We start from the raw sequence: 21,399 nt of genomic DNA, 5'->3' as shown, positions 1-21,399 counted from the left end.
CCCACTTCGGCTAGAAGCTCGGCAAAATCGCGTGCACCTGCCCGTGGCACCGGAGACACTGCCGCCATGACTGGTTCCGCACTGCCGCAACTGCTTCGACCGCGTGCCCTGGGGCCCGGAGATCTCGTGGTCATCGCATCGCTGTCCGGTCCGCTGCCGGCCGCTTACGAGCCCAACGTCGAGCGGACGGTGGTCGTGCTCGAACGGATGGGATTCCGCGTGCGTCGGGCTCCGCTCCTCGAAGCGGGACGCCGCCGTTGGTGGAGCGCGGCCACGCCGGCGGAGATCGCCGGGGAGCTCAACGGTCTTCTGCGTGATCCCGAGGTGCGCGCGATCGTCGCGAGTGACGGCGGCCAGACGGCGCTCGGCTACCTCGACCTGATCGACGTCGAGGCGGTCAGGGCCGACCCCAAGCCGATCCTCGGCTACAGCGACATCTCGCTGCTGCATCTGGTGCTCCACGCACGCACGGGGCTGGTCGGGTTCCACGCCGACATGGCCGTCCCGGGCTTCGGCGGCCACTGGCAGTCCGCGTCCGCGGCGCGCCGAGCGGAACTCGAGAAGCTCTACTCCGGGTTGCTGACCGGCACCGAGGCGATTGGTGCGCTGCCCGCGAGCCCGTCGTGGGAGTGCTGGCGTCCCGGTCGCGCCGAAGGGCGGCTGATCGGCGGGCTGATCAATCGCATCGTGCTGGCGCAGGCGACGCCTTTCGCGCTGCCGCTCGAACGGTTCGACGGTGCGGTGCTGTTCTGGGAGGAGATGGGCGGCCTGGCGTCGTACGTGTGGAGCTATCTGCAGGTGCTGCGACACAGCGGCATCCTCGATCGGATCGCCGGCATGGTCGTGGGCGTTCCGCGCGAGATCGGCGGACTCGAACCCGGCGCGTCCCCGACGCTGCGCGAGATCGTCCTCGACGTCCTCGGGGACCGTGACATCCCGGTCCTGGGCAACGTCGATTTCGGGCATGCCGGCCCGAATCTGCCGATGCCGGTCGGCATCCGTGTCGGCCTCGACGCGCAGCAGCGGACGCTGTCGCTGCTCGAACCGGCGGTAGCGCCGCACGCGACGACGGGGCCGGTCGGCTGAGTACCGCGGCTCGGTGAGCCGGCCCCGGGCAGCACCCCCCGAGCGCCGACTCACGCTCCGGTGGCGTCCTGGGGGCGGTTCAGCCGCCAGACCACGGCGGTCCCGCTGCCGGCCGGGGCCAGCGGCAGCGCGGCCGGCTCCCGCCGGAGTTCGGTGAAGCCCAGGCGGCGCGGGACGGCGGCACTGGCGGTGTTGGCCCGGTCGTGCACGATCTCCAGGTGGTCCACCTTCGGCAGGGCGAACATCTCCTCGGCCAGGGCCGCCACCGCCCGAGTGGCGAGGCCCCGGCCGGTGGCGGCCGGGTGCAGCCAGTAGCCGACGCGCCGGCTGCCGGGCCCGTCCGCGCGGACGGCCTGGCACATGCCGACCGGGGCGCCGTCCTCGGTGATCGCGTAGGTGTACACCTCGCCGCTCGCCCACCAGGTGTCGCACCGGGTGAGCAGGGCGCGGGTGTGCTCCTCGTCGTGCCGGGCCACCCACGGCTCCCAGGGCCGCAGGTGCGCCAGGGACTCCTCGATCAGCGTGAAGGCCGCCCCGAAGTCCCGTTGTCCCTGCCAGCGCCGCAGCGCGAAGGACCCGCAGTCGACGACGTTCCTCGGTCGCACCATGCCGGCCATGATCCTTTCCCGCACGGTTCGCCGCAACCGTCCGCCGCCAACTGCCGTGCGGTGCGCGCCCGGTGGGCGTCAGTGTCCGCCCCGGGGTTCCTCGCAGCCGCGGCCGTCCGGGTAGCCGGCGAACGCCTCCGCCCTGGTGGATTCGGGGATCATCGTCCCGGTCAGGCACATCCCGGTGGCCTCGACGGTGAAGCCGACCGTGGTCCGCCCGATGCCCTGCACCCGCACCTTGTCCGCCGGGTAGCCGAGGCCGGTGAGCCGGAGGCGGGTGCTCTCCGGGGTGTAGTCGTTGGCCGTGCGCAGCGGTTCGAGCGCCTCCTTGACGCGCTGGACGGCCGCCAGTCCGTCGCAGCGGCTCCGGCCGCGCAACGGGAGGGGCGCCTTGAAGCCGTGGTTCTCGGCGTAGTGGTCGAGCGGTGGCGCGGGCGCGGTCGTGGGGCTCCCCGTACGGGTGGGTGTCGGGGTCGGGGTCGGGGTCTCGCCGGGGCAGGGGAAGTCGACCGGCCCGCCCTGGGCCGTGGGCGCGGCGGTGGTCGCGGCCGTCGTCGGCGTGGCGGCGCCGGTGTCCTGGGCGGTGTCCACGTGCTTCGTCCCGCACCCCGCCGCCAGCACGGCGAGCGCCGCCAGTGCCGGTATGCCGAGGCGCCCCCGCCGGGTCCTGATCGTCGTCATCCCGTGATCATGCCCCGGGCGGCCGACCCGCGCCACCTCCGCGGCCGCACCGGTCGAACCGCCCGGCAGCGCAAGCGTGTTGTGCGGATTCCGTGCCCGCCGGCCGCGCCGCGGTGCGCCGGGCAGGCGCCGGGCAGGGTCGCCGGCCCGCCCGGGACCGCCGCCACCGCCACCGCCACCGGAGGCTCGTTCGATGCGGACGCCCGGGCACCCGATGCCCGTTCCGCCGTTGGAGTGCTCTGCCTCCGCCCACCGCGACATCCGCGACGCTCGGCCGCCCCGTGCGCCGCGCGGCCCACTAGGTTCCTGCCGTGGACGAAACCAGGGCTTCGAACGGGCGCGAGCCGTCCGCCGGCGAGCGCGTCGCGACCCGCCTGGACGCACGGCTGCCGGTCACGGAGGCGGGCCGGGAGCTGCTGCGCAAGGTCTTCCCGGACCACTGGTCCTTCCTGCTCGGCGAACTCGCGCTGTACAGCTTCGTGGTGCTGCTGCTGACCGGCGTCTACCTGACGTTCTTCTTCCAGCCGAGCATGAACGAGGTCGTCTACCGGGGTGCCTACCTGCCGCTCGACGGCGTCCGGGTGTCCGAGGCGTACGCGTCCACCCTGCGGATCAGCTTCGAGGTGCGGGGCGGGTTGATGATCCGTCAGATCCACCACTGGTCGGCGCTGCTGTTCGCCTCCGCGATCGGTGTGCACCTGCTGCGGGTGTTCTTCACCGGGGCGTTCCGCCGCCCGCGCGAGCTCAACTGGGTGATCGGGGTGACGCTGTTCAACCTCGCACTGCTGGAGGGGTTCTCCGGCTACTCGCTGCCGGACGACACCCTCTCCGGCACCGGCCTGCGGATCGCCGAGGGCGTCCTGCTGTCGGTGCCGCTGGTCGGCAGCTACCTCACCCTGTTCGCCTTCGGCGGCGAGTTCCCCGGTCACGAGGTCATCCCCCGGCTGTTCACCGTGCACGTCCTCCTGGTCCCGGGCCTGCTGCTGGCCCTGCTCGGGGCGCACCTGACGCTGGTGGTGGTGCTGAAGCACACCCACTGGGCCGCCCCCGGCCGCACCAACCGCAACGTGGTGGGGATGCCGTTCTTCCCCCAGTTCCTCACCCGCACGGTGGGCCTGATGTTCGCGGTGGGCGGCGTGATGGCGCTGTCGGCCTTCCTCGCCGAGGTCAACCCGATCTGGCGGTACGGCTCCTACCGCCCCGACGTGGTCGGCACGGGCGCGCAGCCGGACTGGTACATCGGCTTCATCGAGGGGGCGCTGCGCCTGATGCCGGCCACCGAGACCAGGCTGCTCGGGCACACCGTGTCGTGGAACGTGTTCCTGCCCGCCCTGGTGGTGCCCGGTCTGCTGTTCGCGGCGCTGTACGCCTATCCCTTCGTCGAACGGTGGCTCGACCCCGGGACCGGCGAGCACCACCTGTGCGACCGCCCGCGCAACCGGCCCACCCGCACCGCGCTGGGCACCGCCGGGATCACCGTCTACGCGGTGCTGCTGATCGCCGGCGGCAACGACGTCATCGCGTACGCCTTCGAGCTCTCCGTGAACGCGCTCACCGTGGTGCTGCGGACGGCCCTGGTGGTGCTGCCGCCGGTGGTCTTCGTGCTCACCCGGCGCCTCTGCCTGGCCCTGCAGGCCCGGGACCGCTCCCGGCTGCTGGACGGCGACGAGACCGGCCGGATCGACCAGTCGCACGACGGCGGTTTCTCCGGCCACCGCCGCCCGGTCCCCGAGGCCGAGCGGTACGTGCTGCTGGCGCGCTCCGCGGCGGATCCGGTCACGGCCCTACAAGGGGCGCCGCGGCACGAGCGGGTACGGGCCGCGGCGAGCTCCTGGTTCCACCGCGACCGGGTCGAACTCCCCTCCACCGAGCGGGAGTCGGAGCGGACGGCGGCCGTCCTCACCGCCCCGGCCCACCCCGCCGCCCCGGCCCTCCGGGCGCTCGAACCCGCCCCGGGCGGCCCGCTCCGGCGGCTGCTGCGCCGGTTCAGCCCGCGTCGTGGTCGCGGTACTGGAAGATGAAGCCGGCGACGGCGAACGCGAGCACCAGGGCGCCGACCACGATCAGCCACCGGGCGAAGACCAGTCCCAGGGCGAAGACCGTCACACCGACCGCCGCGAGGACCGGACAGCCGCTGCGGGCCGGGAAGAACCCCACCGGCCCGGCGGCCTCGGCGATCTCGGCCTCCTTGCGGTCCTGCGCCCGGCCGCCGCCCAGCCGCCGGTGCTGGACGAACCAGAACAGCGCGACCAGGCCGGACATCATGAACGCCACTGCCAGGATCGCCTTGCCGGCCGGCTCCCGGGCCCAGAAGCCGTAGACCAGCCCGGTCACCGCGAAGAACGCCGTCATGACGGCGAACAGCCATCCCTCCGCCTTCACCGCCCGCTCCCTCGTCCGCTCCCCGGCCCACCTGAACGGCCGTGCGGCACAGCGGCGTTGCCGCTCGACGGCTCCTCCGACGGCACCTCAGGATGGTGCAGGTCGAAGGCCGGCGACTCGGAGCGGATCCGGGGCAGCGCGTGGAAGTTGTGCGACGGCGGCGGGCAGGAGGTGGCCCACTCCAGCGACCGGCCCCAGCCCCACGGATCGTCCTCGGCGACCTTCTCGCCGTACCTGGTGGTCCGCCAGACGTTGGAGAAGAACGGCAGGTTGGAGATCCCGAGCAGGAACGAGCCGATCGAGGCGCAGACGTTCAGGGCCGTGAAGTCGTCCACCGCCAGGTAGCTCGCGTAGCGGCGCGGCATCCCCTGGGCGCCGAGCCAGTGCATCACCAGGAAGGTGGTCTGGAACCCCGTGAACAGCATCCAGAAGTGGACCTTGCCCAGCCGCTCGTCGAGCATCTTCCCGGTGAGCTTCGGCCACCAGAAGTAGAAGCCCCCGAAGGTGGCGAAGACGACCGTCCCGAACAGTACGTAGTGCAGGTGGGCCACCACGAAGTAGCTGTCGGTGACGTGGAAGTCGATCGGCGGCGCGGCCAGCAGCACCCCGCTCAGCCCGCCGAACAGGAAGGTCACCAGGAAGCCGATCGACCAGAGCATCGGGGTCTCGAAGGACAGCGAGCCGTTCCACATCGTCCCGACCCAGTTGAAGAACTTCACCCCGGTGGGCACCGCGATCAGGAAGGACATCATCGAGAAGAACGGCAGCAGCACCTGGCCGGTGGCGAACATGTGGTGGGCCCACACCGACATGGACAGTGCGGTGATGGCGATGGTCGCGCCGATCATGCCGTAGTAGCCGAACAGCGGCTTGCGGCTGAACACCGGGATGATCTCGCTGATGATGCCGAAGAACGGCACCGCGACGATGTACACCTCCGGGTGGCCGAAGAACCAGAACAGGTGCTGCCACAGCAGCGCCCCGCCGTTCGCCGCGTCGAAGGCGTGCGCGCCGAACTTGCGGTCCGCCTCCAGGCAGAGCAGTGCGGCGGTCAGCACCGGGAAGGCCAGCAGCACCATGACGGAGGTGAACAGCACGTTCCAGGTGAAGATCGGCATCCGGAACAGCGTCATGCCCGGCGCCCGCAGGCAGGTGATGGTGGTGATGAAGTTGACCGACCCGAGGATGGTGCCGAGGCCGGCCACCACCAGGCCGAGCGCCCACAGGTCCCCGCCCGCCCCGGGCGAGAACAGCGGCCCGTTCAGCGGCGCGTACGCGAACCAGCCGAACGAGGGCGCGCCCCCGGTGGTGAGGAAGCCGCTCAGTACCATCAGCCCGCCCAGCAGGAAGGCCCAGTAGGTGAAGGCGTTCAGCCGGGGGAAGGCGACGTCCGGCGAGCCGATCTGCAGCGGCATGATCGCGTTGGCGAACCCGGCGAAGGTCGGGGTGGCGAACAGCAGCAGCATGATCGTGCCGTGCATGGTGAACAGCTGGTTGTACCGCTCGTTCGACAGCAGCCCGGTGTCCGGCCCCATCAGCTGGGCCCGCATCAGCAGCGCGAGCACGCCTCCGACCAGGAAGAAGCCGAAGGCCGTCGCCAGGTAGAGGTTCCCGATGACCTTGTGGTCCGTGGTGAACAGCCAGCGCAGCAGCGTGCTGCCCTGCCGGACCCGCGCCCGGGTGCGGTCCTGCGCCCGGGGCGGCGCGGTGGACGAAGCGCTCATGGAACCTCCGCAGCGGAGCCGGTGACGCCCCCGGTCGCGGCGCCGACCCCCTCCCCGTCCCGGCGGAGGGCCCGCCCTCGCACGCCATCGCCGACTCTAGCGGCGGCGGCCCCGGCCGCCGGGGCGCCACGCGGTACGGCCCTTCGACCGGGCGCGGCGCCGTCCGGGGCTTCGGGCTCAGCGCTCCCGCAGGTCGGGGACCACCTCGCGCAGCCGCTCGGCGCCGAGCGCGCCCGCCCGCAGCAGGACCGGCACCTCGCCGGTGACGTCCACGATCGAGGAGGGCACGGCGGCCGCGGTCGGGCCCCCGTCGAGGTAGACGGCCACCGAGTCGCCGAGCATGCCCTGGGCGGCGTCACAGTCCTGCGGCGAGTCGTGCCCGGTCAGGTTCGCGCTGGAGACGGCCAACGGCCCGGTGGCGTTGAGCAGTTCGATGGCGACCGGGTGCGCGGGCATCCGCACCGCGACCGTCCCGTTGGTCTCGCCGAGGTCCAGCTCGACCGACTCCAGGTGGCGGGCGACCACGGTCAGCCCGCCCGGCCAGAACTCCTTGACCAGCTGCCGGGCGCGCTCCGTCACCTCGACCAGCCCGTCCAGCGCCTCCGGGGAGCCGACCAGCACCGGCGAGGGCATGTTCCGGCCCCGGCCCTTGGCCCGCAGCAGGCGGTCGACCGCCTCCGGCGCGAAGGCGTCGGCGCCCACGCCGTACACGGTGTCCGTGGGCAGCACGACCAGCTCACCGCGGCGCACCGCGGCCACGGCCTCGCGCAGCCCGGCCGCGCGCTGGGACGGGTTCGAGCAGTCAAAACGACGAGTCATCAGGGGTCTCCACCAGCGGGCCGCCGGCCCGCACCGTTCCTCCGGCCCGGCCACCTCTCCGACCGGACACGTCCTGGTCAGCCTACCCGTCCCGGACCCGGGCCCGGCCGGGCCCGGGTCCGGCCGGGCGGTCGCCTCCGCCGCTCGGGTGGCGCGGGGCTGCGGCGCCGTAGCGGGCCGTGGTCCCCGGGGGCGGGCCGTGGCGGGCGGACGTAGGTTGCGGACATGACCAGTGACGAGACCGTCCCGGGCGTGGGAGTGCGCCCGCTGGACGAGGTGTTCGCCGCGATCGACAAGGTCAACCGGCACCCGCGGCCCTGGACCGGCTTCGAGCACGGCGTGCTCGGCGCCTACCGGTGGGCCGCCGGCGCCCAGGTCGCGGCCCCGGTCACCGCCGCGGCCACGGCCGCCGCGACGGCCGGCGCCACCGGTCCGTGCCACGCCCAGCTGCTGGCCGAGTGCCAGGCCGCCGCCGTCCACCTCCACCGGGTCCGCGCCCAGGGGTCGGACCACAGCTACGTACTCGGCGTCCACCGGGCCCTGGCCTGGCTCTGCGGACTGCACGAGGACCGCCCCTGAGCGGGGCGGTCCGGTGCGTCGGGCGGCCGGCGCACGGCACTGAGCAGGGGTCAGCCCGGGTCAGTAGTAGTGCCGGCGGCCGCCGACAGCGTGCCCGAGTGCCCCGGCGACCAACAGGACCAGACCGATCGCGACCAGCACGATGCCGATGGTCCACAGGATCGAGATGCCGGTGACGAAGCCGACGATGAGCAGGATGACACCGAGGACTATCACGAGGGTCTCCAAGGTTGACGGATGGCCGACGGCGGGGACGGCCCCGCGCCGGCTCGAACCGGCCTGGGCCTTCCCCGGGGAGCGGGCCGGTCCCGCCCGGCCCGGCTCCACACCCCACGCGTGTACCGCGCCGCCGCCCGGGCAAACAACCGGCCCGTCATTCCCTCTCAGCGCCGGTGGCGGCCGCGCCGGCGACGGGGCGGCGCGGCCATCCGGGGCGCGGGCAGGAAGAGCCGGGCCAGCTCGCGGCCCAGGTTGACGCCGATGGCGAGGGCCATCGCCATCGCGCCGGCCCGCCCGATGCCGCTCAGCCCGACCTCGGGCTCGCCCCGCACGAAGGCGAGCATCCCGAAGTACAGCACCGAGCCGGGCAGCAGCGGCCCCAGCGCGGCGGTGATGTGCGGCAGCGCCGAGCTGCCCCGGCAGCGCGCCATGAGCTGGCCGGACAGTCCCACCAGCCCCGCCGCCAGGCCGGTGGCCAGGATCGGCTCGCCGCCCGCGTTCACCAGCACCCCGTACGTGGTCCAGCCGGCCGCGCTGTTCAGCAGAACCGCCGGCAGGGTGCCCGGCTCGGTGTTCAGCAGCACCGCGAACGCCAGGGTCAGGAGCACCGCGGCGGCGAGCTGCAACGGCGGGTTCACCGCCCCGGTCGGGACGTCCTGGGCGGCCAGGTCGGCGCCGTTGTTGACGCCGACGTAGAGCACCGTCATCACCCCGATCACCACCCCGGCCATCAGGTACAGCGCTTCGAGCAGCCGGGCGGCGGCGGTGAGGTAGAAACCCGCCAGGCCGTCCTGGGCCGCCGCCACCATGGGCCACCCCGGCAGCACCGCGTACAGCCCCCCGGTGATCACCACCGATCCACGCAGGTGCAGCCCGTTGAACGACAGCAGGATGCCGATCACGGCGGCGGGCACCGCCGCCACCACGAACTGGTAGAAGGCCGGGAGGTCGTGGCGCGCCACCAGCGCCGAGAGCCGCTCGCCCGCCAGCGCGGCGACGACGGCGCTGGCGAACACCAGCCAGGCCCGGGCGTCGGCCCGGCCGCCGATCAGCAGGGTGGCGGCCCCGGCCATCCCCCCGCAGCAGAGCACGAACAGCCGGCCCGAGTAGCGGCGGCTGTGCCGGCGGGCCGCCACCAGCCGGCCGTGCGCCTCCCGGACGGCCATCCCGCCCACGGTGATCTCGATGACCAGCCGGAACACGGCCGCCAGCCGCGCGTAGTCGACCGCCGGGCGGCGGACCGAGCACTCGGCCGTCAGCGAGGGCTCCGACGGGCCGGGCTGGTACGAGATCGCCACCCGGGTGAAGGTGACCTGCGGGTCGCACGGCTGGAGCCGGTAGGCGTGCGCAACCGCGAGCATGGCCGCCTCGACGTCCTCCGCGGCCTCGCCGCTGGCCAGCAGCAGCTCGCCGACCAGCAGCGCGAGGTCCAGCACCTGCGCCGGTTCGACACCCGCCGGCGGCTCCGCGCCGGCCCCCTCCGGCCCTGGCTGCCGATCGGCCGTCGGGGTGCGCAGCAGCGGCAGCATCATGTCGGGCCAGGGGGCCGCGGTGCCGTCGCCGTCCGGTCCGGACCGGGCGCTCGTCTCGCGCCGTCCGGGCGCGGGGGCCTGCGGCGGCACCCGTTCGGGCCGGGTGGGCCGCCCTTCCGGGCCGGCGGGCGCGCCGAGCTGCTCGTGTTCCGTCATCGCGACTCCCTGACCCCACCCCCTCCGTCAACAACGTGCAGCCGTTCAACTACCCGGAGTGACGCTGCGGCGAACGCGCCACACCCGGCACACCCGTACGGACCGGAGCACGACCCGCCGTACACGCCCCGTCGCCCCGCGCGTGCCGACCTCGGGGGCGGGGCCGACCGGCCGCCGGGCTCCCGGACGGGCCCGCGCACCGCCCCGACCGGCGGATTCGCGGCGGCGTTCGCGGGTACACGCGGCGGCGCGACGACCCCGAGCGAGGAACGGAGGCTCCGACCAGGCCCCGAGGATCCAGCCCCGAGCGGGAGCGCCAGTACGAGCACATCGAGGACAGGGCGCTCGACCGGAGTGAGAGCGAGAAGCGGGCCGAGGAGATCGCCGCCCGGACGGTGAACAAGGAGCGCGCCAGGCACGGCGAGTCGAGGACCGCCGGCCGGAGTTCGACCGACGACATGTCCTCCGGTCGGCGCGGCGGACAGCGCTCGCACCGGGGCGCCCGGGGCCCGACCTACGACCAGCCGTACAACGAGGCCAGGCAGGGCGGCATCAAGGGCCGCTCCACGATGAACAAGAGCCGGCTGGCGCACGCGCTCGGCCGCTGAGCGGCGCGCGCCACCCCAGGAGGTGCCCCGATGACCGTCCCGATGCCCCCGGATCCGGACACCCGGCCGACCCCCGGCCCCGGCCCCGACCCCGCGCCTCGGCCGGGCGAGCCCGATCCCGCGCCGCCGCCGATCCCGCCGTTCCCTCCGCCGGAGCCACTTCCGGACCCCGACGCGCCACCGCTTTCCCAGCCGCACGCCGGGCAGGCCCGAGACCTCGGCGCGGTACCGCCGATGCCGGTCGGGGCGGAACCGCGGGCGGTCAGAAGTGCGGTGCCAGCAGGCCTTCCAGCTCGGCCTCGAAGAGCAGTGCGGACCGGAAGCCCATACCGGTGAAGTGCCCGGCGAGCTCCAGCGACAGCACGCCGTGCAGGCGGGTCCAGAAGGCCAGGAAGCGGTGCAGCACCTCGGGCGGGGCCGGCTGATCGCCCGCCCAGCCCCGGTGGCCCAGCAGGTGGGTGGCGAACGGCGCCTGCGGGGTCTCCGACCCGGCCGGGGCGAGCGCCGCGCAGGCGTCGACCAGCGTCCGCATCACCTCGTCGGCGATGGCGGTGGTGTCCTCCGGTGCGCGGTAGCCGGGCACGGGGGTGCCGTAGATCAGGAAGTACCGCTGGGGGTCGGCCAGCGCCCACTCGCGCAGGACGTGGGCGAGCCCGGCCAGGTCGGCGCCCTCGGCGGCGGCCGCACCGAGGGTGTCGGCGAGGCTGCGGTAGGCGTCCCGGACGAGTTCGGTGATCAGCTCGTCGCGGCCGGCGAAGTAGCGGTAGAGCGCCGGGCCGCTCAGGCCCATTCGCTTGGCGATCGCGTTGACGGAGAGTGCCGAGGCGCCGGCCGTGGCGATCTGGTCCCAGGCGTGCGCCTTGATCTCCTCGCGCACCTGGGCCCGGTAGCGCTCGCGCGGGGTGTCCGTACCCGTCCCGGCCATGCTTCGCCCCGCTCCCCGAGTCGACCGACTACATGCTCACGCTTCCGTTAGAAGGTATCACGGAACCTGTTGACCTCTCGGGGCTCAGGGAGTTACAACTTCTAACGAAGGCGTGAGCATCTAGCACGCGGCGACCGTGCCGTTCCCGACGGCCGACCAGTGAATGGGGAGTTCCATGTCCGCCACCCGCAGCACCGGCACCCGCACCACCGGCACCACCGGCATCCGCAGCGCCCTGCTGACCGTCCCGCTCGCCCTCGGCCTGCTCGGCGCCGTCGCCGCACCGGCCGGGGCCGCCACCGCCCAGCGCCCCGGCTCCTCGCTCACCTGCCGCGGGGCGGGCGTCGACCCCGACGCCCGGGTCCGCTACCGGACCGGGACCGTGATCCACGCGCCGCTGCGGACCGTCTGGCGGCTCCAGACCGACGTGGAGCACTGGCCCGACTGGCAGGCCCCGGTGCAGAACGCCGAGCGCCTCGACGGCGGCCCGCTGCGCCCGGGTTCGGTGTTCCACTGGACCACCCCGTTGCCCCCGAACCCCGCCTCGACCGACCCCGTCCTGGAGATCACCTCCACCGTCCGGCAGCTGCGGCCCGGCTCCTGCATCCGCTGGACCGGCCCGGCGGTCGCGACCGGCCTGCGGATCGACGGCGTGCACGTGTGGAACGTCACCGAGGTGCCCGGCGGCGTCCTGGTGCGCACCGAGGAGACCCACACCGGCCCCCAGGTCGCCGCCAACGTCCCCGCCGCCACCGACATCCTCCGCCAGGGCCTCGAAGGCTGGCTGCACGACCTGAAGGCCGCCGCCGAGGCCGGCGCCGCCCGGTAGCACCGCCGCGCCGGCGAACCGCCGGGCTTCCCCGCACGGGATCGGGACCCGGAAGACCCCGGCCACGCACGGAAGTCCCCGGGCCGCGCATGGAAGCTCCCGACCGGGGCAGACGCCGCCCGGGGCGGACTTCGCCCCCGTCGACGAGAGGAGGCACCCGCTGTGGGTACCGAGAAGAAGCTGCACAACATGGCGGAGAAGGCGAGCGGCAAGGCCAAGGAAACCGCCGGGCGGGCCACCGGCGACCGCTCGACCGAGCTCAAGGGCAAGGCCGAGCAGGTGAAGAGCGACCTGAAGCAGGCCGCGGAGAAGGTCAAGGACGCGGGCAGGCACTGACCCGGCACCCGGCGGTCGCCCCGGGCGGCCACCGGGTGTCCGCTCATCCACCGCACCCCGCAGAGGAGTCGGATCCCGTGAACGACCAGCACGAACCCGTCCCCAGGGACTCCCCGGTCCCGGTCGAGACCCCCGAGTCCCGGATGACCGGCGAAAGCGCGCCGCGGTCCGGGCACGAGGAGGAGAACAGGCCTCAGCAGGGCGCCGAGTCCGAGACGACCGCGCCGGCCCGCGAGCCGGACCCGCACGAGCCGCCGGACTGAGCAACTGCCGTGCGCCGCAGTTGCGGTGACCACGGGTTCGCCCGTTCCCGTTGCGGCGGGGGTCACCCACCGGCGGACCGAAGCCGGGCCGGACCGACACCCGGCCGGACCGACACCCGGCCGGACCGACGCCCGGCCAACGGCTCCGGACGCCCGCTCAGGGGGCGAGCAGCCCCTGCCGGCCCGCGTACTCCCCGAGGCCGTCGGCCGTCGTACCGGCCCAGCCGACGAAGCCGTCGGGCCGGACCAGGAAGACGCCGGTGCCGTACGCCGCGTAGGCCGGGATGCGGACCACCGGGGCGGTGACGGCGGGCAGCGGCGCGTCCGTGCCGACGGTGAGCAGCGTCCAGTGCGGCCCGCGGAAGGCGTCGAACAGCCGGACCGCGCCCCGCCGGCCGTCCGGGGCGCGGTCGCCGGCCCGCAGCGCGTCCGCCGGGAGGTTCCGGCGGGTCTCCACCGAGAGCGTGGACTCCCGGTAGCCGAGGCCGAGTTGCCGGGTCGCCCGGCCACGGCGCTCCTCGCCGCGGTGGACCCGGGTGGACAGCTCCAGCATCGCCGCCGCGTTGCTGCGGCGCTCCTCCTGGTAGCTGTCGAGCAGTTCCTCCCCCGCTCGTCCGGCCAGCACCGCGGCCAGCTTCCAGCCCAGGTTGTAGGCGTCCTGGACGCTGGTGTTCAGACCCTGCCCGCCGGCCGGCGAGTGGACGTGCCCGGCGTCGCCCGCGAGGAACACCCGGCCCGCGCGGAAGCGGTCCGCGAGTGCGGCGCGCGGGCGGAACTCGGAGATCCAGCGCAGTTCGGTGACCTGCTCGGCGGTCAGGTGGGAGCGGGCCGCGACCACCTCGCGCAGTCCGTCGAGGGTGAGGTCGACGGCCGTGCCCTCCGGGAACTGGGCGACCAGCTGGAAGTCCTCGGTGTCGCCGAGCGGGCAGATCGCCAGCAGCCCCTCGGCGGACCGGAACACGTGCCAGTGCTCGCGGCCCAGGCCGTCGATCCGGACGTCCGCGACCAGCATCGGGTCCGGGTCGACGGTCTCCCCGGTCATCCCGATGCCGAGCAGCCGCCGCACCGTCGAGCGCCCGCCGTCCGCCGCGACGACGTACCGCGCCCGGACCGGGCCGCCGGCGGCGAACCCGGCGGTCACGCCCGCCTCGTCCTGCGCCAGGCCGACCAGCTCCCGGCCGAACGCGACCTCGCCGCCCAGCTCGCGCAGCCGCCCGTACAGCACCTGCTGGGTGCGCCACTGGGGCAGCATCAGCGCCTCGGTGTACGGCTCGGCCTCGGAGGGCTCGGTCGGGTCGTACATCCGGTGCTCGCCCTGGGGTTCGCCGTCCTGCCAGATCAGGTTGGGCGGGTAGTGCCCCGCCACCGCGCGGACCCGGTCGAGCACGCCGAAGTCGTCGAACACCTCCAGGGTGCGCGGCTGGAGACCCTTGCCGCGCGAGCCGGGGAAGAGTTCCGCGCCGCGCTCGACCACGAGCGCGGCGACGCCGTGCCGGGCGAGGTCCAGCGCCAGGGCGAGTCCGGTGGGCCCGGCGCCGACGACCAGGACGTCCGTGTGCATGCCGCGAGACGTCACGGCAACCTCCTTAACGTTGTTAAGCAGCCGTTGCCGACAGCCTGCACTTAACGGCGTTAAACTGTCAACCGTGACCCCGCAGAGAACCCCCAAGCTCGACCGCGCCCAGGTCGTCGACACCGCGCTGAACCTGCTGAACGAGGCCGGCCTGGACGGCCTGACGCTGCGCGCCATCGCCACCCGGCTCGACGTCAAGGCACCCGCGCTGTACTGGCACTTCAAGGACAAGCAGGCGCTGCTCGACGAGATGGCGACCGAGATGATGCGCCGCATGACCGGCCGGGCGGGGGAGGGCCCGCCTGCGAGCGACTGGCGGGAGAGCTACCTGAGGACGATGCGCACCCTGCGCGCCGAACTGCTTCGCTACCGCGACGGCGCGAAGGTCTACAGCGGCGCCCGGTTCACCGACACCAGCTACGCGGCCGGCCTGGACGCCTCGCTGCGCGTGCTGGTCGAGGCCGGCTTCACCCCGACGGCCGCCACCCGGGCCTGGCAGACCGCCTACAGCTTCACCATCGGCTACGTCGTCGAGGAGCAGGCGATGGGCCCCAACCCCTTCGACGGCGCGGAGGGCTACGACGTGGACGCCCGCGCCGAGCGCCTGGCCGCCCACCCCCTGGCCGCCGCGTCGGGCCGGGTGATGTTCCAGGACTTCGACGAGGGCTTCGAACAGGGCCTGGCGGCGATCCTCGCCGGGGTCGAGGCCACCCTGCTCCGCTGACGGCTCCGGCCCCGCTGTCGCGCACCGGCGCCTGCCGCACCGCGCCGTACCGCGCCGTACCGGGAGACGACACCGCCGGGCCCGTATCGGAGCCCGGCGGTGTCCGTACTTCGGAGAGGTTTCGACGGGGTGCGGTCGAGCACCGTGGAGCGCGGTCAGGCGGTCATGAACTCGCCCGCCCGCAGCGCCCGCCGCACGATCCGAACATCCCCGACGTACCCGTGGAAGACCTTGTCCAGCACCCCCGCGTACGCGTACCCGCCCAGCATCCACGGCCGCCCCAGGGTGGTCAGCCCGACCGCGGGCGTCGCCGGGTTGCGCGCCACCTCGCAGCCGTCGACGTACATCCGGCTGAGCTTCCCGTCGTTGACCACCGCGACGTGCCACCACCGGTCCAGCGGCAGCTGGTGACCCCAACAGGTCGACGCCCCGGTCTGGTTGATCGGGTAGACGCACCACTGGAGGGCCGGCGCCTCGGAGACGCTGAGCGTGGCGACCGGCTCGTCGGCGTCCGTCCCCGGCCCGCTCCTGCCCGCCTCACCGGCCGTCCCCCACCGGCTGAGCAGGGCGGACCAGCGGCTCTGCGCGGAATCCCAGTCGGCGGGCAGCTTGAAGAAGGCCTCGACGGTGAACCCGCGCTCGAAGGTCTCCCGGTTCAGCGGCGCGGTGGGCACGGTCTGCAGGTAGCCGCCGCGCACCGGCGAGCGGGTGCCCTTGAACAGCAGACTGCCGTGGCCGGGCTGGTCCGGGTGGTGCTCGGCGGACCAGCTGAGCGCGCCCTCGGGCGTGCCGGGGGCGCCCTGCCAGAGCAGGTCGTTGCCCTGCCCGCTCAGGTCCTTGACGACCTGCTGCGGGGAGACGGCCGTGCCGTCCCCGCCACCGCCGTCGAACCGCCAGTAGGCCACCGTGTCGCGCACCAGCAGCTCGCCCGCCCGGCGCGCCGGGCGCTGCGGGACGGGCGCGAAGCCGGCGAACCGGCGGTCGAAGTCGATCGCGAGCGAGAAGCGGTCCACGTCCGAGGTCAGCTCGACGTTCTGTGCCGCCAGCGCGTTGCGCTCCTTGGCCGCGATCTGCTGGATCCACGGCGAGAAGGTCGACACGTCGACGGTGCTGCGGTCGAGATCGAAGCGGTACGCCCGGATCATCGCCGCGCCGCCGTAGTAGCGGTCCTGGTAGTTGGTGATGTGGACGTGCACGTCGTGGCCGGCCCGGTTCTTCAGCACGGTGCGGCCGGGCGGCCAGTAGTGCCCGTTGACGGTCAGGAAGATCTGGTCGTTGCCGTCGACCAGCCGTTCCCAGAGCCGCTTCCCGTTGTCGGACAGCTCGGCGCGGCCGCTGTCGTCGGCGTACGCCAGGTCGTGGGTGGTCAGGATCACCGGGACCTTCGGGTTGGCCGCGATCACCCCGTTCGCCCAGGCGAAGCCCACGTCGGAGAGCCGCCAGTCCAGCGAGAGCACCATCCAGTCGCGGCCGGCCGCCCGGAACACGTGGCAGGTGTTGTAGCCGTCCGGGCTGGAACCGCGGTACCCGGCGGTGCGGGCGGCCCTGGCCTTGGTGAAGGTCTCCAGGTACGGGGTGCTGCCGCGCTGGTCGTCGGTCGAGGAACGGACGTCGTGGTTGCCGGCGAGCACCCCGTAGGCCGCGCCCGCTTCGTCCAGCAGGCCGAACACCTTGGTGACGGCGGCGAACTCGACGGCCAGGCCGTTCTCGGTGACGTCCCCGAGATGGGACAGGAAGACGATGTTGTCGTCCGTCCCGTCCTCCCGGTTGACCCCGCCGTCCAGCACGTAGCGGACCGAGGCCTCCAGCGGCGCCGGGTGGATCCGGTCCTGGTCGAACAGGTACTGGGTGTCCGGCATGACCACGACGGTGAACTGCCGGGCGTCCGGGTCCGGCTGCCAACGCCCCTTCCCCCCGGCCTTCTTCGGCTTCTTCCCGGCCCCGCCGGCCTGCTCGGCCCCACCGCCCTGCTCGGGCCCGGCCGCCTGCGCGGGCACCGCACCGAGCAGGCCGAGACCGGCGGTACCGACCCCGGCGCCCACCAGACCGGCCCCGCGCAGGAATCGGCGCCGACTGGCCGCGGCCGTCCCCTCCCCGTCGAGGTCGGCGGTCCGCGGGCAGCCGCACTCGTGCTCGGTCGCCTGGATGTCGTGCATGTTCGCTCCCGGAAGTGGTGTGGGCCCCGACGGTAGGCACCGGGAGCAGTCGTGGATCATCGGCCGGGCCAAGCCCCGTTGAACAGCGGCCGAATCCATCGGGCGCCGCGATGATTCCGCGCACAACTCGCCGACTACGCGATGGTCCTGGCCGCGAACCGGAACCCGCCGGCCGCCACCGTCCGCCGCTTCCACGCCGATGCGACCGAGCGGGCCCTGGCCCCCGACTGCCCGGCGCGCTACCTCATCGGCTACGCGGACGGACGACCGGTCTGCTCGGCCGAGGTCTTCCTCTTCGCGGGTGTCGCCGGGATCTACAACATCGCGACCCTCGCCTCCGACCGCCGCCGCGGGTACGGCGGAGCCATCACCCTGGCCACCCTGCGCACGGCCCACGACGCGGGCTGCCGCACCGCGGTCCTGCAGGCGTCATCGGACGGGGAACCGGTCTACCGCCGTCTCGGATTCCACGCCTGCGGCCGGTTCACCGAGTACGCAGTCACCCCCTGAGACCTCCGGCCGGGTCGACGGCCGGCGGTCCGGCTGCGGCTCGAACAGCGCGGGTGCGCACCCGCCGACGTGTACCGGCGCCGGGCGCGGGTAGGCGCACCGACGGAACACCACCGATCGACTCCGTTCGGGGGTCGTCATGTCCGTACATCGCAGACCGAGCGTGCAGCACGGCGGCGGGGCCCGTCGCCGGAGCGGCGAGCGCCACGACTTCCCGCACACCTCGCAGGGCCCCGGCCGGACGACGCCGCAGCTGCGGCCCGAGGAATCGGTGCGCCGGGGCACCGAGCCGGTGACCGCCCGTTCGGACCTGGAGCTGCGGCGGCTGCTGTCCCGGGTCTTCCTGGTCCTGTTCGTCGGCGGGACGGTGGCCTTCGCCGTACTGGCCGCGCTGGCCGGCCCGGGCCCCGCGCCCAACCGGGGGACCTACGCCTTCTTCGCCGCCCTGTGCGCCGGGTTCGCCGCCCTCGCCGGACTCGACCTGCTGGTGATCCGGCGCCGCCTGGCCGCCGGCCAGGGCCGCGACCGGACCGGTGCCCAGGGGCGCCCGGGCGCCGACCGTCGGGGCTCCGACCGCCAGGAGTGAGCCGGTGCCCGCGCCGGGCCCGACCACCACCGGCCCACAACCATCCCACCGGGTCTGGCCCGGTGGCCGTTCGGCAGAGCCCGGGTTTGCATGGACTCACCGAGCCCCCAGCGATCCGGAGGTAGCGCCGTGTACGAGATGTGGGCCGAGCACGACCCGGCGGTCTCCCCGCCCGCCGTGGTGTGGCACGTGGTGGCGAAGGACGACGCGTCGTCCTCGCTCTGCGGGCGGTTCCTGGAGCCCTCCCAGCGCGTCGTCCCGGCAGCGGACGGCGCCGGTGCGGCCGGGCCTGACCGGTACTGCGACCCCTGCCTGGTCACCGTGCGCGAGGCCTTGGCCGCCACCGCGCGGTGACCGTCCGTCGCGACGCCCGCCCGCGTCGCCTCCGCTCCCCCCTCGCCTTCGTTGCGGCACGCGTCCCGGCCGCGTGCTCAGGGCAGCGGCACCGCCATCAGGCACGGGTGCCGGCTGCCGGTTCCGGGAAACGCCAGCACGGTGGCCACCCCGCTGGCGATCTCCACCCGCAGGTCGCCTTCCGCACTCTCCCAGACCAGGCCCCCGTCGGGCCCCACGATCTGCGTCTCGTGCACGACGACCGAGCACAGTGGGGCGTGCCCGCCGATCGGGCCGGGGAGCGTCACCGCGTAACGGCGCGTGAGGCTTCTCATGTCTGCCTCCTTCTCCCCCCACCCTGCGTCATCGATTCTCCCCACATCCGACCGCTTGTACACGGAGGACCACTGTCCTCCCGAGGGAGACCGGTGCCGCTTCGCGCCTGCCCCGGCCCCGCGCGTTTACACCCGGCAGACCGCCCATGGGAGTGAACGGCGCCGAACCGGACCGGCGGCCCGGGCCGCTGGGCAGCCGCCGTCCCCGGGTGCCGGCCCGCCGGACCCGGGCGGGGGTGCCGGGCCGGGGCCCGTCCCCGTCCGGGGAGCACGTCCCCTCCGGACTGCGGACGGCGGCCGGGTACACCTGGCGGCTGGCGCTGCTCGGACTCTTCGCCTATCTGGTCGTCGACGTCCTCGCCCGGCTCCAGCTGGTGGTCGTCGCACTGTTCGTGGCCCTGGTCATCACCTCCGTGCTGCGTCCGTTGGTCGACCTGCTGGCCCGGGGCACACCGCGCTCGCTCGCCGTCGTGATGGCCTTCCTCTGCATCCTCGTGCTCGTCGGCGGGGTGCTGGCGCTGGTCGGCACGACCGTCGCCGACGAGTGGACCCGGCTGGGCAACGAGCTGCGCGGCGGGCTCTCCCGGATCGACCGCTGGCTCACCGGCGCCCCCTTCCACCTGCGCCCCGGCACCGTCACCGACCTGCGGGCCAAGATCGGCGCGTTCGTCTCGGCCCACCGCTCCGCCCTGGTCAGCACCGCGCTCAGCGGCGCCGGCCGGATCGTCGAGCTGGTCACGGGGCTGGCGCTCGCGGTCTTCTGCTCGGTGTTCTTCCTGCACTCCGGCGACCGGATGTGGTCCTGGGCGCAGCGGCAGGTGCCGGCCCGGAGCCGGTCGGCCTGGGACCGTGCCGGTCGTACCGCCTGGCGCACCTTCGCGGGCTACACCCGGGGCGTGCTGATCGTGGCGGCCTCCAACGCCGTGCTGGTGGGCGTCGCGCTGGCGATCCTGCGGGTGCCGCTGGTCATGCCGCTGATGCTGCTGGAGTTCGTGGCGACGCTCGTCCCGCTGATCGGCTCCCCGATCGCCCTGGCGATCGCCTCCGTGGTCGCGCTCGCCGCCCGCGGGCCGGTGATCGCCCTGCTGGTGCTCGCCCTGATCGCGGTCATCGGCCAGATCGAGGGCCACCTGCTGCATCCGCTGGTGCTCGGCTGGTCCGTCCGCATCCACCCGGTGGCCATCGCCGTGTCGGTGGCCGGCGGCACCGTGCTGGCGGGAATCCTGGGCGCGGTGGTGGCCGTGCCGGTGGTGTCGGTCGCCTGGGCGGTGCTCGGCGAGCTGCGCTCCCGTGGCGCACCCAGCGGCTCGGGGACGCGGCCCCTTGCGGCGGGTGATCGGTCCGGTCACCGACCGGACCGGGGCCGGCGCCAGGACCCGGGCGAGGGCGGCCGGCAGGGCGGGTGAGTGCCCGGTGCTCCGCAACGGCACCGCTCCCACTCCCCTCCTGGCCCCGCCACTCCCCTCCTGGCCCCGCCGCCCCCTCCGAGCCCCGCCACTCCCCTCCTGGCCCCGCCCCCCGACGGGCCCGCCCCCGGACCGCGGCTGGTCCGCCCGGCCCTCCCGGTGGGGCCGTTGGGCCCTGGCCGCGCGGAGCGGGGGCGGGAATCCTGGTCGCCGGTATTGCGCCGGCTGGGAGTGGAAGGGCCTGGGATGGGCGAGTTGGTCACGGTGAGGGCGTTCGAGGGGCTGACCTGCGAGGTCCTGGCCGAGGCGCGGGCCCGGGTGGGCGCCGCGGCGGCGGCTCCGGGAGTGGGGACGCTGGTGGAGGCCCTGCGGGTCCGGCTCGCGGCCGTGGCCGGGGGTGTGCTGGCGCAGGTGAACGCCGAGGTGGACGGCCGGCGGATCCGCGTCCAGGAGGCCGCGGCCGGGCTCGGCGACTCGCTCGACCGGGTGAGCGACGCGCTGCGCGGCAGGATCAGGGCCGTCACCGGGGCCTGGGCACCGCGCCCGTGGCCGGGCCACCGCGCCGCGGCCCCCACCGGGCCGGACGGCGGCGAGCTCCGCGAGCTCCGGGTGGTCCGGCACAAGGAGCCCTCGCTGGTCTGGTGCTCGCCGGAGGCCGCTGCCCGGACCATGGACGCGATGGACTACGACATCCACCTGTTCACCGATCCGGCGACCGAGACCGACGCCGTGGTCTACCGGGTCGGGCCGACCGGTTACCGCCTCGCCCGTACCGTCCCGGCCGGACCGGCGGGCCGCCGGACCTCGCCGATCACCCTCAGCCCGTACGGCGCGCCCCGGCTGACGCAGGCGCAGGCCGTCGACCGGCTGGCGGGCGCGGAGCTGCCGTTCCTGTTCTTCGCGCACCCGGTCACCGGCCGGGGCCGGGTGCTCTACCGCCGCTTCGACGGTCGGCTCGGCCTGATCGCCGGGCACGTCTGACGGGCCCCGACCGGAGCCCGGGGCCGCTCCTGCCGATCGGCCCGGAAC

Annotated in this window: 23 protein-coding genes and 1 pseudogene; 13 read left to right on the top strand and 11 right to left on the bottom strand. The window is 74.3% G+C overall.

What is annotated here, in order from left to right:
- Positions 1–66 precede the first annotated feature (66 nt).
- On the top strand, positions 67–1,086 hold the full coding sequence (locus tag ACWGKU_RS03850; protein WP_452177318.1) for a S66 peptidase family protein: 1,020 nt from the start codon (positions 67–69) through the stop codon (positions 1,084–1,086).
- A 50-nt stretch (positions 1,087–1,136) separates the two neighbouring features.
- Here ACWGKU_RS03850 and ACWGKU_RS03845 read toward each other — a convergent pair whose 3' ends face one another.
- A complete protein-coding gene (locus tag ACWGKU_RS03845) occupies positions 1,137–1,694 on the bottom strand; it encodes a GNAT family N-acetyltransferase (protein WP_452177317.1) in 558 nt (185 codons plus the stop codon).
- Positions 1,695–1,772: 78 nt separating this feature from the next.
- Positions 1,773–2,375, bottom strand: coding sequence for a hypothetical protein (locus tag ACWGKU_RS03840; protein ID WP_452177316.1), 603 nt, complete (start codon positions 2,373–2,375; stop codon positions 1,773–1,775).
- 311 nt (positions 2,376–2,686) lie between these two features.
- Here ACWGKU_RS03840 and qcrB point away from each other — a divergent pair, with 311 nt between their 5' ends.
- Positions 2,687–4,396 (top strand): cytochrome bc1 complex cytochrome b subunit, encoded by a 1,710-nt coding sequence (gene qcrB, locus ACWGKU_RS03835; RefSeq protein ID WP_452177315.1) that lies wholly within the window; start codon positions 2,687–2,689, stop codon positions 4,394–4,396.
- Here the strand turns inward: qcrB and ctaF are convergent.
- The 3 genes from ctaF to ACWGKU_RS03820 all read right to left on the bottom strand — a co-directional run bounded on the left by ctaF (position 4,362) and on the right by ACWGKU_RS03820 (position 7,300).
- Entirely contained in the window at positions 4,362–4,757 is a 396-nt protein-coding gene (ctaF, locus tag ACWGKU_RS03830) for an aa3-type cytochrome oxidase subunit IV (protein WP_452177314.1), read from the bottom strand. The genes qcrB and ctaF overlap by 35 nt on opposite strands.
- The gene (ctaD, locus tag ACWGKU_RS03825) at positions 4,754–6,481 is read right to left on the bottom strand and encodes an aa3-type cytochrome oxidase subunit I (RefSeq protein ID WP_452177313.1); all 1,728 of its coding nucleotides are present in this window, start codon (positions 6,479–6,481) and stop codon (positions 4,754–4,756) included. Before ctaD ends, ctaF begins: the two co-directional genes overlap by 4 nt.
- Before the next feature lie 177 nt (positions 6,482–6,658).
- A complete protein-coding gene (locus ACWGKU_RS03820) occupies positions 6,659–7,300 on the bottom strand; it encodes an L-threonylcarbamoyladenylate synthase (RefSeq protein ID WP_401051274.1) in 642 nt (213 codons plus the stop codon).
- Between the two features lie 225 nt (positions 7,301–7,525).
- On the opposite strand from ACWGKU_RS03820, the gene ACWGKU_RS03815 reads away from it, so the two are divergent.
- Positions 7,526–7,879, top strand: coding sequence for a hypothetical protein (locus ACWGKU_RS03815; protein ID WP_380540904.1), 354 nt, complete (start codon positions 7,526–7,528; stop codon positions 7,877–7,879).
- Positions 7,880–7,939: 60 nt separating this feature from the next.
- Here the strand turns inward: ACWGKU_RS03815 and ACWGKU_RS03810 are convergent, their stop codons facing one another.
- Together ACWGKU_RS03810 and ACWGKU_RS03805 are read right to left on the bottom strand one after the other, a co-directional pair.
- Positions 7,940–8,095: a DUF6131 family protein gene (locus ACWGKU_RS03810; protein ID WP_401051289.1), complete on the bottom strand. Its 156-nt coding sequence runs from the start codon at positions 8,093–8,095 to the stop codon at positions 7,940–7,942.
- Between the two features lie 167 nt (positions 8,096–8,262).
- Positions 8,263–9,786: a threonine/serine exporter family protein gene (locus ACWGKU_RS03805; protein ID WP_401051278.1), complete on the bottom strand. Its 1,524-nt coding sequence runs from the start codon at positions 9,784–9,786 to the stop codon at positions 8,263–8,265.
- 329 nt (positions 9,787–10,115) lie between these two features.
- On the opposite strand from ACWGKU_RS03805, the gene ACWGKU_RS03800 reads away from it, so the two are divergent.
- Complete coding sequence (locus ACWGKU_RS03800) at positions 10,116–10,394, top strand: plasmid stabilization protein (protein WP_452177363.1); 279 nt, start codon at positions 10,116–10,118, stop codon at positions 10,392–10,394.
- Between the two features lie 262 nt (positions 10,395–10,656).
- Here ACWGKU_RS03800 and ACWGKU_RS03795 read toward each other — a convergent pair whose 3' ends face one another.
- Complete coding sequence (locus ACWGKU_RS03795) at positions 10,657–11,319, bottom strand: TetR/AcrR family transcriptional regulator (protein WP_401051284.1); 663 nt, start codon at positions 11,317–11,319, stop codon at positions 10,657–10,659.
- Between the two features lie 175 nt (positions 11,320–11,494).
- Here ACWGKU_RS03795 and ACWGKU_RS03790 point away from each other — a divergent pair, with 175 nt between their 5' ends.
- The 3 genes from ACWGKU_RS03790 (at position 11,495) to ACWGKU_RS03780 (ending at position 12,747) form a co-directional block, all read left to right on the top strand.
- Complete coding sequence (locus ACWGKU_RS03790; RefSeq protein WP_452177312.1) at positions 11,495–12,148, top strand: SRPBCC family protein; 654 nt, start codon at positions 11,495–11,497, stop codon at positions 12,146–12,148.
- A gap of 162 nt (positions 12,149–12,310) precedes the next feature.
- A complete protein-coding gene (locus ACWGKU_RS03785; protein ID WP_359903189.1) occupies positions 12,311–12,484 on the top strand; it encodes a CsbD family protein in 174 nt (57 codons plus the stop codon).
- A gap of 77 nt (positions 12,485–12,561) precedes the next feature.
- On the top strand, positions 12,562–12,747 hold the full coding sequence (locus tag ACWGKU_RS03780; RefSeq protein ID WP_452177311.1) for a hypothetical protein: 186 nt from the start codon (positions 12,562–12,564) through the stop codon (positions 12,745–12,747).
- A gap of 157 nt (positions 12,748–12,904) precedes the next feature.
- Here ACWGKU_RS03780 and ACWGKU_RS03775 read toward each other — a convergent pair whose 3' ends face one another.
- Positions 12,905–14,308: an FAD-dependent monooxygenase gene (locus tag ACWGKU_RS03775; RefSeq protein ID WP_452177362.1), complete on the bottom strand. Its 1,404-nt coding sequence runs from the start codon at positions 14,306–14,308 to the stop codon at positions 12,905–12,907.
- Positions 14,309–14,393: 85 nt separating this feature from the next.
- Here ACWGKU_RS03775 and ACWGKU_RS03770 point away from each other — a divergent pair, with 85 nt between their 5' ends.
- The gene (locus tag ACWGKU_RS03770; protein ID WP_401050483.1) at positions 14,394–15,044 is read left to right on the top strand and encodes a TetR/AcrR family transcriptional regulator C-terminal domain-containing protein; all 651 of its coding nucleotides are present in this window, start codon (positions 14,394–14,396) and stop codon (positions 15,042–15,044) included.
- 155 nt (positions 15,045–15,199) lie between these two features.
- On the opposite strand, the gene ACWGKU_RS03765 is transcribed toward ACWGKU_RS03770, so the two are convergent.
- Positions 15,200–17,200, bottom strand: a complete 2,001-nt coding sequence (locus ACWGKU_RS03765) for a LamG-like jellyroll fold domain-containing protein (protein WP_452177310.1) — start codon at positions 17,198–17,200, stop codon at positions 15,200–15,202.
- A gap of 123 nt (positions 17,201–17,323) precedes the next feature.
- Here ACWGKU_RS03765 and ACWGKU_RS03760 point away from each other — a divergent pair.
- The 3 genes and pseudogenes from ACWGKU_RS03760 to ACWGKU_RS03750 all read left to right on the top strand — a co-directional run.
- A pseudogene (locus ACWGKU_RS03760) lies at positions 17,324–17,710 on the top strand (GNAT family N-acetyltransferase); the annotation flags it as partial.
- Between the two features lie 139 nt (positions 17,711–17,849).
- Positions 17,850–18,296 carry a DUF6343 family protein gene (locus ACWGKU_RS03755; protein ID WP_401050489.1) on the top strand — a complete coding sequence of 149 codons (447 nt, stop codon included), beginning with the start codon at positions 17,850–17,852 and terminating at the stop codon, positions 18,294–18,296.
- A 129-nt stretch (positions 18,297–18,425) separates the two neighbouring features.
- Positions 18,426–18,650, top strand: a complete 225-nt coding sequence (locus ACWGKU_RS03750; protein WP_401050492.1) for a hypothetical protein — start codon at positions 18,426–18,428, stop codon at positions 18,648–18,650.
- A gap of 77 nt (positions 18,651–18,727) precedes the next feature.
- Here ACWGKU_RS03750 and ACWGKU_RS03745 read toward each other — a convergent pair whose 3' ends face one another.
- Entirely contained in the window at positions 18,728–18,964 is a 237-nt protein-coding gene (locus ACWGKU_RS03745) for a DUF6296 family protein (RefSeq protein ID WP_401050495.1), read from the bottom strand.
- Positions 18,965–19,110: 146 nt separating this feature from the next.
- Between ACWGKU_RS03745 and ACWGKU_RS03740 the strand changes: the two genes are divergently transcribed.
- The gene (locus ACWGKU_RS03740) at positions 19,111–20,370 is read left to right on the top strand and encodes an AI-2E family transporter (RefSeq protein WP_452177309.1); all 1,260 of its coding nucleotides are present in this window, start codon (positions 19,111–19,113) and stop codon (positions 20,368–20,370) included.
- A 246-nt stretch (positions 20,371–20,616) separates the two neighbouring features.
- Positions 20,617–21,351, top strand: a complete 735-nt coding sequence (locus ACWGKU_RS03735; RefSeq protein ID WP_387692252.1) for a sigma 54 modulation/S30EA ribosomal C-terminal domain-containing protein — start codon at positions 20,617–20,619, stop codon at positions 21,349–21,351.
- Positions 21,352–21,399 lie beyond the last annotated feature (48 nt).

The organism is Kitasatospora sp. NPDC054768, from assembly GCF_053612025.1.
This window is presented reverse-complemented; position numbering and strand designations above follow the sequence as displayed.

Excerpts from the sequence above, each read along its gene's own strand:
- ACWGKU_RS03735 (WP_387692252.1), top strand. The coding sequence starts at position 20,617 with ATGGGCGAGTTGGTCACGGTGAGGGCGTTCGAGGGGCTGACCTGCGAG.
- ACWGKU_RS03845 (WP_452177317.1), bottom strand. The coding sequence starts at position 1,694 with ATGGTGCGACCGAGGAACGTCGTCGACTGCGGGTCCTTCGCGCTGCGG.
- ACWGKU_RS03790 (WP_452177312.1), top strand. The coding sequence starts at position 11,495 with ATGTCCGCCACCCGCAGCACCGGCACCCGCACCACCGGCACCACCGGC.
- ACWGKU_RS03820 (WP_401051274.1), bottom strand. The coding sequence starts at position 7,300 with ATGACTCGTCGTTTTGACTGCTCGAACCCGTCCCAGCGCGCGGCCGGG.
- ACWGKU_RS03745 (WP_401050495.1), bottom strand. The coding sequence starts at position 18,964 with ATGAGAAGCCTCACGCGCCGTTACGCGGTGACGCTCCCCGGCCCGATC.
- ctaD (WP_452177313.1), bottom strand. The coding sequence starts at position 6,481 with ATGAGCGCTTCGTCCACCGCGCCGCCCCGGGCGCAGGACCGCACCCGG.
- ACWGKU_RS03755 (WP_401050489.1), top strand. The coding sequence starts at position 17,850 with ATGTCCGTACATCGCAGACCGAGCGTGCAGCACGGCGGCGGGGCCCGT.
- ACWGKU_RS03850 (WP_452177318.1), top strand. The coding sequence starts at position 67 with ATGACTGGTTCCGCACTGCCGCAACTGCTTCGACCGCGTGCCCTGGGG.
- ACWGKU_RS03840 (WP_452177316.1), bottom strand. The coding sequence starts at position 2,375 with ATGACGACGATCAGGACCCGGCGGGGGCGCCTCGGCATACCGGCACTG.
- ACWGKU_RS03795 (WP_401051284.1), bottom strand. The coding sequence starts at position 11,319 with ATGGCCGGGACGGGTACGGACACCCCGCGCGAGCGCTACCGGGCCCAG.
- ACWGKU_RS03805 (WP_401051278.1), bottom strand. The coding sequence starts at position 9,786 with ATGACGGAACACGAGCAGCTCGGCGCGCCCGCCGGCCCGGAAGGGCGG.
- ACWGKU_RS03765 (WP_452177310.1), bottom strand. The coding sequence starts at position 17,200 with ATGCACGACATCCAGGCGACCGAGCACGAGTGCGGCTGCCCGCGGACC.
- ACWGKU_RS03775 (WP_452177362.1), bottom strand. The coding sequence starts at position 14,308 with ATGCACACGGACGTCCTGGTCGTCGGCGCCGGGCCCACCGGACTCGCC.
- ACWGKU_RS03740 (WP_452177309.1), top strand. The coding sequence starts at position 19,111 with ATGGGAGTGAACGGCGCCGAACCGGACCGGCGGCCCGGGCCGCTGGGC.
- ACWGKU_RS03815 (WP_380540904.1), top strand. The coding sequence starts at position 7,526 with ATGACCAGTGACGAGACCGTCCCGGGCGTGGGAGTGCGCCCGCTGGAC.